The sequence below is a fragment of the Acidovorax sp. CCYZU-2555 genome, assembly GCF_018413525.1.
Taxonomy (GTDB): Bacteria; Pseudomonadota; Gammaproteobacteria; order Burkholderiales; family Burkholderiaceae_C; genus Comamonas.
The window spans coordinates 49176-61760 of the sequence record NZ_JAHCDD010000028.1 but is presented as its reverse complement, the minus strand read 5'-3'; the positions used below and the strand labels follow the sequence as shown (position 1 = coordinate 61760).

At 64.4% G+C, this 12585-nt stretch carries 15 protein-coding genes; 8 read left to right on the top strand and 7 right to left on the bottom strand.

Annotated elements, in window-relative coordinates; all coding sequences use genetic code 11:
• The 4 genes from KHY18_RS11955 to KHY18_RS11940 all read left to right on the top strand — a co-directional run.
• Positions 1-510 (top strand): thiamine pyrophosphate-dependent enzyme (locus tag KHY18_RS11955; RefSeq protein ID WP_249729078.1); only part of this gene is annotated, 510 nt, incomplete at its 5' end.
• Between the two features lie 70 nt (positions 511-580).
• A complete protein-coding gene (locus KHY18_RS11950; RefSeq protein ID WP_213299816.1) occupies positions 581-1579 on the top strand; it encodes a Bug family tripartite tricarboxylate transporter substrate binding protein in 999 nt (332 codons plus the stop codon).
• Between the two features lie 564 nt (positions 1580-2143).
• The gene (locus KHY18_RS11945) at positions 2144-2719 is read left to right on the top strand and encodes an RNA polymerase sigma factor (RefSeq protein WP_213299813.1); all 576 of its coding nucleotides are present in this window, start codon (positions 2144-2146) and stop codon (positions 2717-2719) included.
• Between the two features lie 164 nt (positions 2720-2883).
• The gene (locus tag KHY18_RS11940) at positions 2884-3669 is read left to right on the top strand and encodes an anti-sigma factor (protein ID WP_213299811.1); all 786 of its coding nucleotides are present in this window, start codon (positions 2884-2886) and stop codon (positions 3667-3669) included.
• Positions 3670-3679: 10 nt separating this feature from the next.
• Here KHY18_RS11940 and KHY18_RS11935 read toward each other — a convergent pair whose 3' ends face one another.
• Positions 3680-4189: a YqaA family protein gene (locus tag KHY18_RS11935; protein ID WP_213299808.1), complete on the bottom strand. Its 510-nt coding sequence runs from the start codon at positions 4187-4189 to the stop codon at positions 3680-3682.
• A 100-nt stretch (positions 4190-4289) separates the two neighbouring features.
• Between KHY18_RS11935 and KHY18_RS11930 the strand changes: the two genes are divergently transcribed.
• Positions 4290-4874, top strand: coding sequence for a M15 family metallopeptidase domain-containing protein (locus tag KHY18_RS11930; RefSeq protein ID WP_249729077.1), 585 nt, complete (start codon positions 4290-4292; stop codon positions 4872-4874).
• Positions 4875-4983: 109 nt separating this feature from the next.
• Positions 4984-5394, top strand: coding sequence for a response regulator (locus KHY18_RS11925; protein ID WP_249729076.1), 411 nt, complete (start codon positions 4984-4986; stop codon positions 5392-5394).
• 20 nt (positions 5395-5414) lie between these two features.
• On the opposite strand, the gene KHY18_RS11920 is transcribed toward KHY18_RS11925, so the two are convergent.
• Genes KHY18_RS11920 through KHY18_RS11895 form a run of 6 tightly spaced genes read right to left on the bottom strand, consistent with a single transcriptional unit; the run spans position 5415 to position 10931 of the window.
• Positions 5415-7394: a response regulator gene (locus KHY18_RS11920; protein WP_213299805.1), complete on the bottom strand. Its 1980-nt coding sequence runs from the start codon at positions 7392-7394 to the stop codon at positions 5415-5417.
• 5 nt (positions 7395-7399) lie between these two features.
• Positions 7400-8308 (bottom strand): sensor histidine kinase, encoded by a 909-nt coding sequence (locus KHY18_RS11915; protein ID WP_213299803.1) that lies wholly within the window; start codon positions 8306-8308, stop codon positions 7400-7402.
• A gap of 9 nt (positions 8309-8317) precedes the next feature.
• Entirely contained in the window at positions 8318-9286 is a 969-nt protein-coding gene (locus KHY18_RS11910; RefSeq protein WP_213299800.1) for an ATP-binding SpoIIE family protein phosphatase, read from the bottom strand.
• A 29-nt stretch (positions 9287-9315) separates the two neighbouring features.
• On the bottom strand, positions 9316-9720 hold the full coding sequence (locus tag KHY18_RS11905) for an anti-sigma regulatory factor (protein WP_213299797.1): 405 nt from the start codon (positions 9718-9720) through the stop codon (positions 9316-9318).
• Positions 9710-10084: an STAS domain-containing protein gene (locus tag KHY18_RS11900; RefSeq protein WP_213299794.1), complete on the bottom strand. Its 375-nt coding sequence runs from the start codon at positions 10082-10084 to the stop codon at positions 9710-9712. The genes KHY18_RS11905 and KHY18_RS11900 overlap by 11 nt, the downstream gene beginning before the upstream one ends.
• 10 nt (positions 10085-10094) lie before the next feature.
• Positions 10095-10931 carry an STAS domain-containing protein gene (locus tag KHY18_RS11895; protein ID WP_349630284.1) on the bottom strand — a complete coding sequence of 279 codons (837 nt, stop codon included), beginning with the start codon at positions 10929-10931 and terminating at the stop codon, positions 10095-10097.
• Positions 10932-11238: 307 nt separating this feature from the next.
• Here KHY18_RS11895 and dusB point away from each other — a divergent pair, with 307 nt between their 5' ends.
• Positions 11239-12300 (top strand): tRNA dihydrouridine synthase DusB, encoded by a 1062-nt coding sequence (dusB, locus tag KHY18_RS11890; RefSeq protein WP_213299788.1) that lies wholly within the window; start codon positions 11239-11241, stop codon positions 12298-12300.
• A complete protein-coding gene (locus tag KHY18_RS11885) occupies positions 12297-12530 on the top strand; it encodes a Fis family transcriptional regulator (RefSeq protein ID WP_175502886.1) in 234 nt (77 codons plus the stop codon). The genes dusB and KHY18_RS11885 overlap by 4 nt, the downstream gene beginning before the upstream one ends.
• Positions 12531-12585 lie beyond the last annotated feature (55 nt).

Here is a 12585-nt window from a genome sequence, read left to right as displayed (position 1 = left end):
ATGCAGACGCTGGCCGAAGTGCGCGACCCGCGCAGCATCATCGTCGAGGAAGCGCCGAGTTCGCGCTCGACCATACAGGCCCATCTGCCGATCTTCCATTCGGCGACGTTCTACACCATGTGCAGCGGCGGCCTGGGCCACAGCATGCCCGCGGGCGTGGGCGTGGCGCTGGCCGAGCCGGCGAAGAAAGTCATTGCCGTGATCGGCGACGGCTCGAGCATGTACGCGATCCAGGCGCTGTGGAGCGCGGCCCAGCTGCGGCTGCCGATCACCTTCGTGATTCTCAAGAACCGGCGCTACGCGGCGCTGCAGGAATTCGCCAAGGTGTTCGGCTACCGCGACGGCGAAAAAGTCGAAGGCACGGAGCTGCCCGACATCGATTTCGTGGGCCTGGCCAAGGCCCAGGGCTGCGACGGCGTGCATGTGCAAGACGCGCTGCAGCTGCGCGCCGTGCTGGAGGCGGCGATCGCCGCGCCGCGGCCCGTGCTCGTCGAAGTCGAAGTGGCCTGAGGCGCGCGGCGAGCGGCGCGCGGCTAGCCGCGCCGCGCAAAACAAAAAATTTACAAGGAGACAAGACATCATGACATTCCATTCCCATGCCACGCGCCGCCAGGGCCTCAAGGCCTTCTCGGCGCTCGCCGTGGCCGCGCTGGGCAGCCTGGCGCTGCCCGCGATGGCCCAGAACTGGCCCGAGAAGCCGGTGCGCCTGGTCGTCAATTTCGCGCCCGGCGGCGCGGCCGACGTGCTCGCGCGCGCCATCCTGCCCCAGCTCTCCAAGACGCTGGGCCAGCCCGTGATCATCGAAAACAAGCCCGGCGCGGGCGGCAACATCGGCATCGCCGAAACCGTGCGTTCGGCCAAGGACGGCTATACGCTGCTGCTGAGTTCAGGCGGAGCGATCACCATCAATCCGATGATCTACGAGAAGCTCGCCTTCGACCCGGCGCGTGATCTGACGCCTGTCGCCGCCGTGGCGCGCGTGCATGTCTATCTCGAGACCCATCCCGATGTGCCGGCGAAGAACGTCGCCGAGTTCATCCAGTACCTCAAGGCCAATCCCGGCAAGGTCAGCTATGGCTCGCCGGGCCAGGGCAGCTCACCGCATCTCGCGGGCGAAATGTTCAAGCGCATGGCCAAGGTCGACGCCGTGCATGCACCGTACCGCGGCGCCGCGCCCGCGCTCAACGATGTGATCAGCGGCCAGCTGCAGTACTGGTTCGATCCGGGCCCGGGCCTCAAGCATGTCGACGCCGGCAAGCTGCGCCTGCTGGCTGTCGGCAGCCCGCAGCGCTCGCCCCAGTACCCCAACGTGCCCACGCTCGCCGAAAGCGGCCTGCCGGGCTTCGACGCCGACACGCTGTTCGGCATCTACGCGCCCACGGGCGTGCCCGATGTGGTCGTCAACAAGGTGCGCGACGGCGTTGCCAAGGCGATGGAGCAGAAGAACGTGCGCGACATCGTCGCCGGTCTGGGCGCGACGCCCGCCGTGATGACGCGCAAGCAGTTCATAGACCACCACGCGGTCGAGGCCGAACGCTTTGGCGAGCTGGTCAAGAGCATTGGGCTGAAGGCGGATTGAGAGAGACGCTCTGGGTCAATCGTGCTGAGCTGGCCTGCGCGGCCTGGTCGTACCATGAACGGCCCCCTCATGACTTGAGCGCAGGCCGTTCATCCTTCGACGCGGCCGGCGAGGCAGGCTCTCAAGAAACAGCTTTTTTTGGCAAATAAATCAATGACTTAGAAGGTGGTCGATTTTGGCAAACGGCGGCAAAACAGTGACCCGTTCGTGGTGAGCTTGTCGAACCATGAACGGCCCGTCCTCATGCTTTGAGCGCAGGCCGTTCACCCTTCGGCAGGCTCAGGGCGAACGGGGATTTTGAGGCCCGCTGTTTCTTTTTAACGCCTTGCGAGACCCCGTCTCGCTTACCCCGCTCAGGACGAACGGGTTATTGCCGGCGCGGCCCGGTCAAACCACGAACGGCCCGCCCTCGGAAAGCCCCAGGGTTCATGCCCCTACCGTTGTCGTTGCTGAATCCAGCAGCTTCTTGCCTGCGTATAGCCAGGTATGCAAGACACGATTTCCTGGGTTGGCATCAAACCAACAGCGCGTCTGCAAGTCGGCACTTCTCCGCACAATGGATGGATGAGCGCCAATACACCGGACAGCGAACTGATGGACCTTTTAGACCGCATCGCCGTGCAGGAGGAAGCTGCGCTCAAGCAGCTGTACCAGCACACCGCCGCGCGCCTGTATGGGCTCGCGCTGCGCATTCTTGGCAACAAGGAATGGGCCGAGGATGTGCTGCAGGAGAGTTTTCTCGGCATCTGGCGCAATGCGGGCAGTTACCGCGCTTCGCTGAGCCCGCCTCTGGCCTGGATGGGCCTGGTGGTGCGCAGCCGCGCGCTGGATTTCCTGCGCCGGCGCCGCGCGGAACGCATGCATGTCAGCGTCTCGCTCGACGATGCCGAAGGCTCGCTGCCGGCCAGCGACGCCCTGGGCCCGATGCAGCTGGCGCAGGCCAGCGAGCAGGCGCTGGTGCTGCACCAATGCATGCAGCGGCTGGAGCAGGCCCAGCGCGAAGTGGTGAGCCTGGCTTACCTGCGCGACATGAGCCACAGCGAACTGGCGAGTCAGCTCAAGCTGCCGCTGGGCACGGTCAAGACCTGGGTGCGCCGCAGCCTGGAACAACTGCGCAAATGCATGGCTCGGCATATATGAAGCACCCCCTGAGCCGCTTCGCGTCTTCCCCCTCTCAACCTTCGGTGGAGGGGGACGGCACCATCGCTGCGGGGCGGCCCTTGCTCGGTGCCCCTGAGCTGGAGCATGCCAGTTTCAGAAATTGCAAATGATGCGATCACTGCAGATGACCGAAAGGCTGCATCATGAATTTGATACAAAACACTGAACTGCTGGACCGCCTCGCCGCGGCCCATGCGCTGGGAACGCTGCGCGGCGGCGCGCGCCGACGCTTTGAGCAACTCGCGCGTGAACACGCGCAAGTGCGCGCCACGGCCTTGCTGTGGCAGGAGCGCTGGTCGGCGCTGGCCGAACTGCAGGCGCCCATCCAGCCCGATGCCGCGGTCTGGACCCGCATCGACAATCTTCTGCAGGCCGAAAAAGCGCGCGCGGCGCGTCCGCGGACTGTTGTGCCTGCGTCCCGCGTCTCCTGGTGGCGCAATGCCGCCTGGGCCGGCGCGTTTGCCACCGTGGCCGCGGTGGCCGTGGGCCTGTGGTCCCACCAGGGCCTGCGCCAGGCCAGCGCGCAGCAGCTGGCGCTGCTGCAAAGCCAGCTGCAGTCCGCACAGACGGCATTGCAGGCGGCGCCGCAGATCCAGTATGTGGCCGTGCTCGCCGATGGCAAGCAGGATCCGTCGATGCTGGTGACGTTCGACGCCCGCCAGAACCGCCTGGTGCTGCAGCGCGTGGGCGGTTTTCGCGAAGACCCGGACCGCTCGCTGCAGCTGTGGGCCTTGCCGCCCCAGGGCGCACCGCGTTCGCTGGGCGTGCTGGGGCAGGGCAGGCTCGAGAAGTTGCCGGCGCAGGAATCTCAGGTGCAGGCCGTGCCCGCGCTGGCGATCAGCCTCGAGCCCAAGGGCGGTGTGCCCAGCGAAACCGGGCCCACGGGGCCGGTGCTGTTCACGGGTGCGTTGATACGCCGCGATCTGTAGGCGCGGGAAGTCAGGCGGGCCAGATCCAGATGATGGCGCTGGTCATGATGAGATAGCGGAAAAACTTGCCTATGGCCATGTAGAACACGCAGGGCCAGAACGGCAGGCGCAGCCAGCCCGCAACCGCGCACAGCGGGTCGCCGACCAACGGCAGCCAGCTTAGCAGGCAGGCCTTGGCGCCGAAGCGGCGCAGCCAGATGCGCGCCTTGCGCTCATGGCGCGAAGGCTGGCGCGCGGCCTTGCCGGTGCGCGGCCCGCCTTCGATCAGATGGCGCTGCTTGGCCGCATGCCAGGCCTTGTGCGCGCCCAGGCCCAGCCACCAGCTGATTGCGCCGCCCACGGTATTGCCCGCGGTGGCGACAAAGATCGCCTGCCAGAACAGATCGGGGTTGAGATGCAGCAGCCCCGCCACCGCAGGCTCCGAGCCCAGCGGCAGCAAGGTCGCCGAGATCAAGGCGACGAGGAATACCGTGCTCAGCCCGAATTGCGGCAGCGACAACCATTCCAACAACTGATGCATCCAGATTTCCATGTGACGCAAGTGTAGGCCTGGACTGGCTTGTCTTTACGCCGACCAAGGTTATGGTGTTACTTGACGAAACAAAGAGAGGTGTTGCGCGATGCCTGAAGAACAACAAACGGCCAGGACGATGGGCCGCGGCTGGGCACACAGCTGCGTGGGCGTGCTGGCCTTGGGGCTGGCCAGTTGCGCCGTGCTGCCGCCCCAGGGCGTGGCCGGGCAGGACGAGGCACAGCCCGCGACCCGGGCCGAGTCCGAGATCGCCGCGGTGTTGTCGCAGGCCGAGTGCCGGAACATGGCTGGTCAGCGCGCGCATTTGCAGGCCGTGCAGGCCACGCTGGCGCGCGAAGGCATGGCGTTGCGCGTGCTCGGCTGTCCACAGCTGGCATCGGGCGCGAAAGCCGCCGCCGCGCAGCAGGTGCTCGCGGTCGCGGTGCTGGTCGTCGATGGCGAGCGCGCGGCCAAGACCGTGCGCGGGCCGTTGGCCGACGGCGAATTGCTCGACATGGGCAGCGCCGCGCCGCAGTCCAAGCCGGGCCTGGCGCAGCGCGTGAGTATCCAGGCGCAGCCAGCCGAGAACGTATCGCCCGATGTGCTGCACAACCGTGCCTGGCTGCGCGCGCTCATGGGGCGCCAGGGCTTGCGCGCCGTGCCCGACACCTGGTGGGCTTTCGCGCCGCGCTGACGCAATGCAACGCCTGGGTGGGCGGCCTGGTGTCCTACAGGCAAAGCCGAAATGGCTTATAAGCCTGATCTCCTAGTTTGAAGAGAATTCAAGTGATGGAGGGTCCAATTTGCACGACGCAATGATTCCGCTGTCCAGCGGCAAGAAAATGATTTCCTATCTATACGTGGAAGACGACGAAGATATCCGCGAGGGTGTCGCAATGGTGATGGAAGCCGACCATCGCGAAATCGTCTCAGTGCCCCATGCAGAAGCCGCGCTGGCGCGGCCAGACGGCGCGCGATTTGATGTGCTGATCACCGATATCAGTCTTCCGGGCATCTCCGGGATAGATCTGGCAAAGCACTGGCTCGCAGCCGATCCCAACCGGCATGTGCTGCTGCTGTCCGGCTATGAATTCCAGCATGGACTGGCCACCATCGGCCCCAACGTGCGCGCCTTGCTCAAGAGCGCCGAGCCCGAAGAACTCGAGGCGGCGCTGCGCCGCATAGAGGGCGCGCTGCCCACCCATGCACCGTAGGTGCAACGCCAGGCTCAAGCTTAGCGCGGGCGCGCGGGCTGGGCGATCAACGACTTGATGGCGTCCAGCAGTCTTTGCGGCTGCAGCGGTTTCGCCAGGTGAAAGTCGAAACCGGCATCGAGCGCCAGCTGCCTGTCGGTTTCACGGCCGAAGGCAGTCAGGGCAATCGCCGAAATACCGGCATAGGCGGCCTGTGAGGCGCGCACATGGCGTATGAGGTCGTAGCCGTCCTTGCCGGGCAGTCCGATGTCACTGACCAGCACGTCGGTGGCTTGCGCCGCGAGCGCGGCGACGCCCGCCTCGTAGTCGCCGGCCATCGACACCGTAGCGCCGCGTTCCTGAAGAATCAGCACCAGCAGGTCTGCGGCTTCCTTGTCGTCTTCGACCACCAGAATGCGCGTGCCCTTGAGTTCGTCCATGCCATCCGGCGTCATGGCGGTGCCGAAATCGGGATGGGGCGGCTGGCCCTCTGCGGCAATGCCCTGCGGCAAGCTGACGCTGGCGCTGGTGCCCAGTCCCAGGCCCGGGCTGGTGATCGTGATCTCGCCGGCGTGCAGATCGACCAGGTGCTTGACGATGGACAGCCCCAGGCCCAAGCCTCCCGCGGTACGGCTTCCGGGCGTCGCCACCTGGGTGAATTTCTCGAAAATGCGGTCCAGGAAAACCGGTTCTATGCCTTTGCCATGATCGCGCACCGTCAACAGCAACTGGTTGTCGCGCGTCGACAGACTGACTTCCAGCGCGCCGCCATCGTTGGAAAATTTGATCGCGTTGTTGAGGATGTTCCAGAAGATCTGCTGAAACCGCGCCGGATCGAGGAATGCCTTGGCGCTGCTGTCCTCGATGTCGAGGGTCAGCGTCAACTGCTTGGCCTCCATGAAGGCCTTGAGCGAATCGAGCGACGACGAGATGAGCGCGCCCGGATCTATCCATTCCCGCTCCAGCGCCAGCTTGCCGGAATTGATGCGCGAGACATCGAGAATGTCGCTGATGATGCGCGCCTGGGTGCTGGCGTTGCGCTTGATCGCGTCCAGGCTCTTGGCGAATTCCACCGGCGGCGACCGGCGCAGCAACTGGTGCACGTTCATCATGATCGCGCTCAGCGGGTTTCTGAGCTCATGCGACAGCACGGCGACGAAATCGTCCTTGGAGCGGCTGTAGCGTTCGGCCGCGGCGCGCGCGGCCTGTTCTCTTTCGAGCAGCAGCTTGCGCTCCTGTTCGAGTGCAATGCGGTTGGAGACGTTCGACACGGCGGCGACGCGCAGTTCGCTTCCCGCGCTGGCCGCCATGCTCCATTCGAGATGCAAAAGCTTGCCGCAGGCGTCCAGAAAAACCACCTCCTCGCGCCACAGGGATTGCGCGTTGCGTGCCGTGCTGATGTGCTGGATATGCGCTTCATGGCCGGGCGCGGAAAAATCCGCCACCGGGCGGCCGAGCACGTCTTCGGCGCTGCGCCCCATCATCTCGAGCATCGCGGGATTGGCGTCGACGAAAAGGCCCTGGTCGTCGATCAAGGCAATGCCGCTTTGTGCCTGCTCGTAGATGGAGCGGAACTTCGCTTCGCTCTGGTGCACTCGTTGCTCGGCCAGCCGGGCGCGCACCAGCGCCTGTATGGTCGCCACCAGCATGGCTGGCTCGGCAGGGTGGGTCAGATAGGCGTCCGCGCCCGCATCCAGTCCCGCGACCTTGTCGGTGTCGGCGATGAATGCCGCCGAAAGATGCACGATGGGCAGCGAACTCGTGACTTCGCGTTCGCGCATCATGCGACAGACATCGAAGCCGCCGATGTCGGGAAGATGCACGTCAAGAACGACGGCGGAAATGTCTCCGAGCGAGAGATCCAGCGCACTCTGTCCCGTGTCGGCTTCCAGCGTGCGAAATCCGGCCGCGCGCAGGGATCGCGAAGTCGCATAGCAGGTGACGGGGTTGTCATCCACGACCAGCACCGTATGCTGGGACCGGTCTATGCTGACATTGAGCCTGGCGGAGGTTGGAGGCATATTGCTTAGGATGAAGTGCGCTGACCCGTGGGCGCGGCGGTGTTCAATGCCAGAGTGATGGGAATGGTGACGTAAAACGTCGATCCCTTCTGTGACTCGCTTTCGACGGAGACATCGCCGCCCAGCAGCTGGGCCAGGCGCTTGCTCAGCGACAAGCCCAGGCCGGTGCCGCGCAGGCGCTTCTGGATGGGCGAATCGATCTGCGTGTAGTCCTGGAAAATCGCGTGGTGAAATTCGGGCGCGATGCCTATGCCGGTATCGCAGACCGCGAATTGCACGGACTCTTCAGAAACCCGCTTGGCGCTGACGCGAATTTCGCCGCGCAGCGTGAATTTCAAGGCGTTGCTGATGAAGTTGCGCAGGATCTGGGCCACCTTGCGATCATCCGAAAACAGCTTGGGCACATCAATCGGCTCTTCGAAAATCAAGGTGACGTCCGGGTTGACCGCGATCGGCTTGAACATGCCGCGCAGCGCGGAAAACAAGTCCACCATCTCGAACCAGGCGGGCGACACTTCGATGCGCCCGGCCTCCAGCTTGGCCAGGTCCAACAGATCGTTGACCATTTCCGCGAACTCCGCCGAAGTGCTCTGGATGAAGCCCACCTGCTTGGCCTGTTCTTCTGTCAGCGGCCCGTCGACGCGGTCCTGGAGAATGCGCGCAATGCTCTGGATCGCGCCTATGGGCGTTCTGAATTCATGGCTCATATAGGCCAGAAAACGGCTTTTGAGTTCGGTCGCCTGGCGCAGGTGGTCGGCTTGGGAATCAAGTTCGGCGTACAGCGCCAGCACGCCGCGGTTGGTCTCTTCCAGTTCGGAGCGCAAGGCCACCAGTTCGGATTGAGCGGCGGCAAGCGCCCGCTCCAGTTTGTCGCCGTCGGCGCTTTGGGCATCAAGTCCGGTCACGTCATTCATGAAAATCTCCTAGTCGTCTCGACGCATTACCAGAACCGTCACATCATCTCGCCCGCGACCGTAATCGCGGACCAATACCGCCGCGGCCAATGCCGGGTCCCGTCCTATCAGCGCCGTGATGGCTTCGGGCGGCCAGCGTGACTGCAGGCCGTCGCTGTGACAGACCACCAGCGCATGCGCCGGCCAATTCATGCCCGTTTCCTCCACGCGCCGCATCTGCACGCCCACGGTCCCATGCTGGGCCAGCACGGAGCGATTGAACACGCCGCTGACGACGCGTATCGCGACATTGCCCGCACCCACGGCCCGCAGTACATTTTCCTCGGCATCGAGCTGCGCGCGCGTCACGGCCGCGCCACGCGTCATTCGCAACATGACATGGGCTTGCTCGAGCGCAGATTTCAACTCGGCAAACGGCTGCTGTGCAAACAGCTCGACCGCGGCCAACGACGCATGCGCCGCGTGTTCGCCATGGCCCAGCCCGTCCGCCACCAGCATGGCCGCACGCTTTCCTTCGAACGCCACGCCCCAGCTGTCGCCGCACACCGTTTCACCGGGGGCGGGCAGGGCCACCACGCCCCATTTGAAGCCCTGTTTCCTGTGCGCTCCTGGCCGCAATCGCGCCAGGATGACCGTGCCCTTGTCGACGTCCGAATGCAGGTCGAAATCGGTCGCCAGCCGCTGCACCGCGCCCAGGCCGGTGCCGGGAGAGCCGGCGGTGGAAAAGCCGTCGCGCATGGCCAGCGCCACATCGCTGATGCCTGGCCCGCTGTCGACCGACAGCATCTCGATCTCGGGGGTATCGCCTTGGCGCGCCGCGATCCACAGCTGTCCGTTGCGCACATGCTTGCAGAGATTGCTGCCCAGTTCGTTGACGATGATCGCGGCCTGGCCGCTGGCCACTTCGTCGAAGTCCAAATCACGGCAGAGCGCCGCAACGTGGCGCCGCGCCGCGCCCACGCAACTCGGATCGTCCATGGGAAACGAGACATGACTCGCGCCCCGAACTATTTCCACCGGGTCACACTGACGCAGGTGCCTACACCGACGGTCGATTCGAGTTCAAATTCATGCACCAGCCTCTTGCTGCCGGACAGTCCCAGGCCCATGCCCTTGCCTGAGGTCCAGCCATCCTTGAGCGCCAGGCCCAGGTCGGGAATGCCGGGACCTTGGTCCTTGAAGCGCAGGCGCAGTCCCTGCTTGAGCATATCGGTCAGGAGTTCCCACTCCATCACGCCGCCGCCGCCATACACCACGGTGTTGCGCGACAGCTCGCTCGCAGCCGTGATCATCTTGGTCTGATCGACCAAGGAGAATTTGAGCTGAACGACCAGCTTTCTGACCGCTTGACGACATGTCACGATGTCGGCTTCGTTGCGCAGCGGCTCTGATCCCTGGGTGTCATTCGACAAGGAAATCTCCCTCGGCCGCCGCCTCAAGCAGCGCCATTCCGCGGCTCACGTTGAGCGCGGTCTTCACGCCGTCCAACGACAGGCCGAGTTCCACCAGGGTGATCGCCACGGCCGGCTGCATGCCTACCACTACCGTCGTGGCATCGAGAATGCGCCCGATGCCGGAAATGCCGGCCAGCATGCGTCCGACGAACGAATCCACAATCTCCAAAGCGGAAATATCGATCAGCACGCCGCGGGCGCCGGTTTTGGAAATCTGCTCGGCCAGGTCGTCCTGCAGCGCCATGGCTGTCTGGTCTTCCATGTCGACCTGGATGGTCACGAGCAATGATCGCCCCATGCGCAAGATTGGGATGCGGTACATGTTCGCGCGCCTACTTTGTCTTGGTGAAGGTATAGCCGTTGCGTTTGAGCGCCAGCGCCAGTGCGTCGGCCAGCGTGGCCTTCGAAGTGACCGACTGCAGATCGATGCCCAGGTGGACAATCGTCTGGGCAATCTGCGGGCGTATGCCGCTGATGATGCAGTCCGCGCCCATGAGGCGAATCGCCGTGACGGTCTTGAGCAGATGCTGGGCGACCAGGGTGTCGACGGTGGGCACTCCGGTGATGTCGATGATGGCCAGCGTCGATTCGGTGTCGACGATGCGCTGCAGCAGCGCTTCCATCACCAGCTGGGTGCGGTTCGAGTCCAGCGTGCCAATCATCGGCACGGCAAGCACGCCGTCCCACAGTTTGATGACGGGCGTGGACAGTTCGAGCAATTCTTCCTGCTGGCGCGCGATCAGCTGTTCACGCGTGCGCTGGTAGGCATCAATGGTCCATTGCGCCATGGTGTCGACCAGGGCCGACACTTCGGAGACCGCCTGAATCAAGGCCAGCGTGTCGGAGGGCAGTTGTTTTTGCAACGCGTCAAAAACCGGCTGTTTCAACGCCAGAACGAAAGCGCTGGTGTTGCCGGCCGTGGTGCCCTGGGCGGCGCGCGAAGAGGACAACTCTTCCAGGGCCGCCTTGACGGGTTGCCAGGCGCCCGTGCCCGAGCCATGGGCTTGATTCGATGCGATTGCCGGCAGCAGCGTGGCCAGGATCGTTGCTGCCTCGGTGCGTGCCTTGGGCGAGGCGCTGGCACCGCCCGTGGCGGCTATCCAGCCATCCAAAACTGCCGCAGGATCGGCCTGCAACAACAGCGCCAAATTGTTATAGCTTGTACTCACGGCAGCCTCTTTCAAGTTACTTCTGTTTACTCTGCCGGATTATGAGGCAAGTGTCCGATCTGCCCCTTGCCAGTTTCCCGCGCGCGCGGAAGTCGGCGCCTCGGCCTACAGCCAATGATTGCATAGGCCCACCCGCGCCGTGGGCCGCGCGATGCCCACGTATGACATGAACGCGCTGCAGCGATGGCCTGCGCCGGGTAGTTGATGCGTCTTTGGTGGCTTTCAAACGCATTCTTTGTGCTGAAAAATTAAGCAGATACAATCTCGCCTCTTTTTCCCTCCTCCCTTTCTCTACCTGATCCCTTCAATGGCTGCGCTGCGCATTGGTCATATTCCGCTGGAAAACCGCTTGTTTGTCGCCCCCATGGCCGGGGTGACGGACCGGCCTTTCCGCCAGCTGTGCAAGGCGCTGGGCGCGGGCTATGCGGTCAGCGAGATGGTCACGTCGCGCAAGGACCTGTGGAACAGCCTCAAGACTTCGCGCCGCGCGAACCATGAAGGCGAGCCCGGTCCCATCGCGGTGCAGATCGCGGGCACCGATGCCGAAATGATGGCCGACGCGGCGCGCTACAACGTCGATCGCGGCGCGCAGATCATCGACATCAACATGGGCTGCCCGGCCAAGAAGGTCTGCAACAAGTGGGCCGGTTCGGCGCTGATGCAGAACGAGAAGCTGGCCGTGGAAATCGCCCAGGCCGTGGTCGAGGCCTGCGCTTCGGCCAACGTGCCGGTGACGCTGAAAATGCGCACCGGCTGGAGCGACGACCACAAGAATGCCGAAGTGCTGGCACGCGCGTTCGAAGGCGTGGGCATACAGATGCTCACGGTGCACGGACGCACGCGCGAGCAGGGCTACAAGGGCTTTGCCGAATACGACACGATTGCCGCGGTGAAAGCCGCGGTGCGCGTGCCCGTGGTCGCCAACGGCGACATCACCTCGCCCGAAAAGGCGCGCGATGTGCTGGCCTATACCGGCGCCGACGCGATCATGGTCGGCCGCGCGGCCCAGGGCCGGCCCTGGATCTTCCGCGAGATCGGTCACTTCCTGGCGACCGGCGAGCACATGGCGCCGCCGCTGGTGGCCGAGCTGCGCCGCCTGCTGCTCGACCATCTGCAGGACCACTACAGCCTCTACGGCGAAGGCACGGGCGTGCGCAGCGCGCGCAAGCACATCGCCTGGTACCTGCGCAGCCTGCCCGGGGGGGAGGCCTTGCGCCAACATATCAACACCATCGAAGACTGCGGCGTGCAATGGCAGGCCGTGGCCGACTACCTGGAGCAGCTGGCCACGCAGATGGACCGGCTGCCGGTGGCGGCTGCGTCCGACCCGGCCCAGCTTCACGAAGAACCCGCAGGACAGACTGCATGAGCAACCAGAATATCGAACAAACCGTGCGCGACAGCCTAGAGAGCTATTTCCGCGACCTGGATGGCGAAGCGCCGAACGGCATGTATGACATGCTGCTGCGCGTCGTCGAGAAACCGCTGCTCGAAGTGGTGATGAGCCAGGCCGACCACAACCAGTCGCGCGCCGCCGAATGGCTGGGCCTGAACCGCAATACCTTGCGCAAGAAGCTCGTCGAGCACCAACTGCTCTGAGCCGCTTGCCGCCCGCCGCTCGCTTCGCGCTACCCCTTTTCCTTTTGAAAATCTC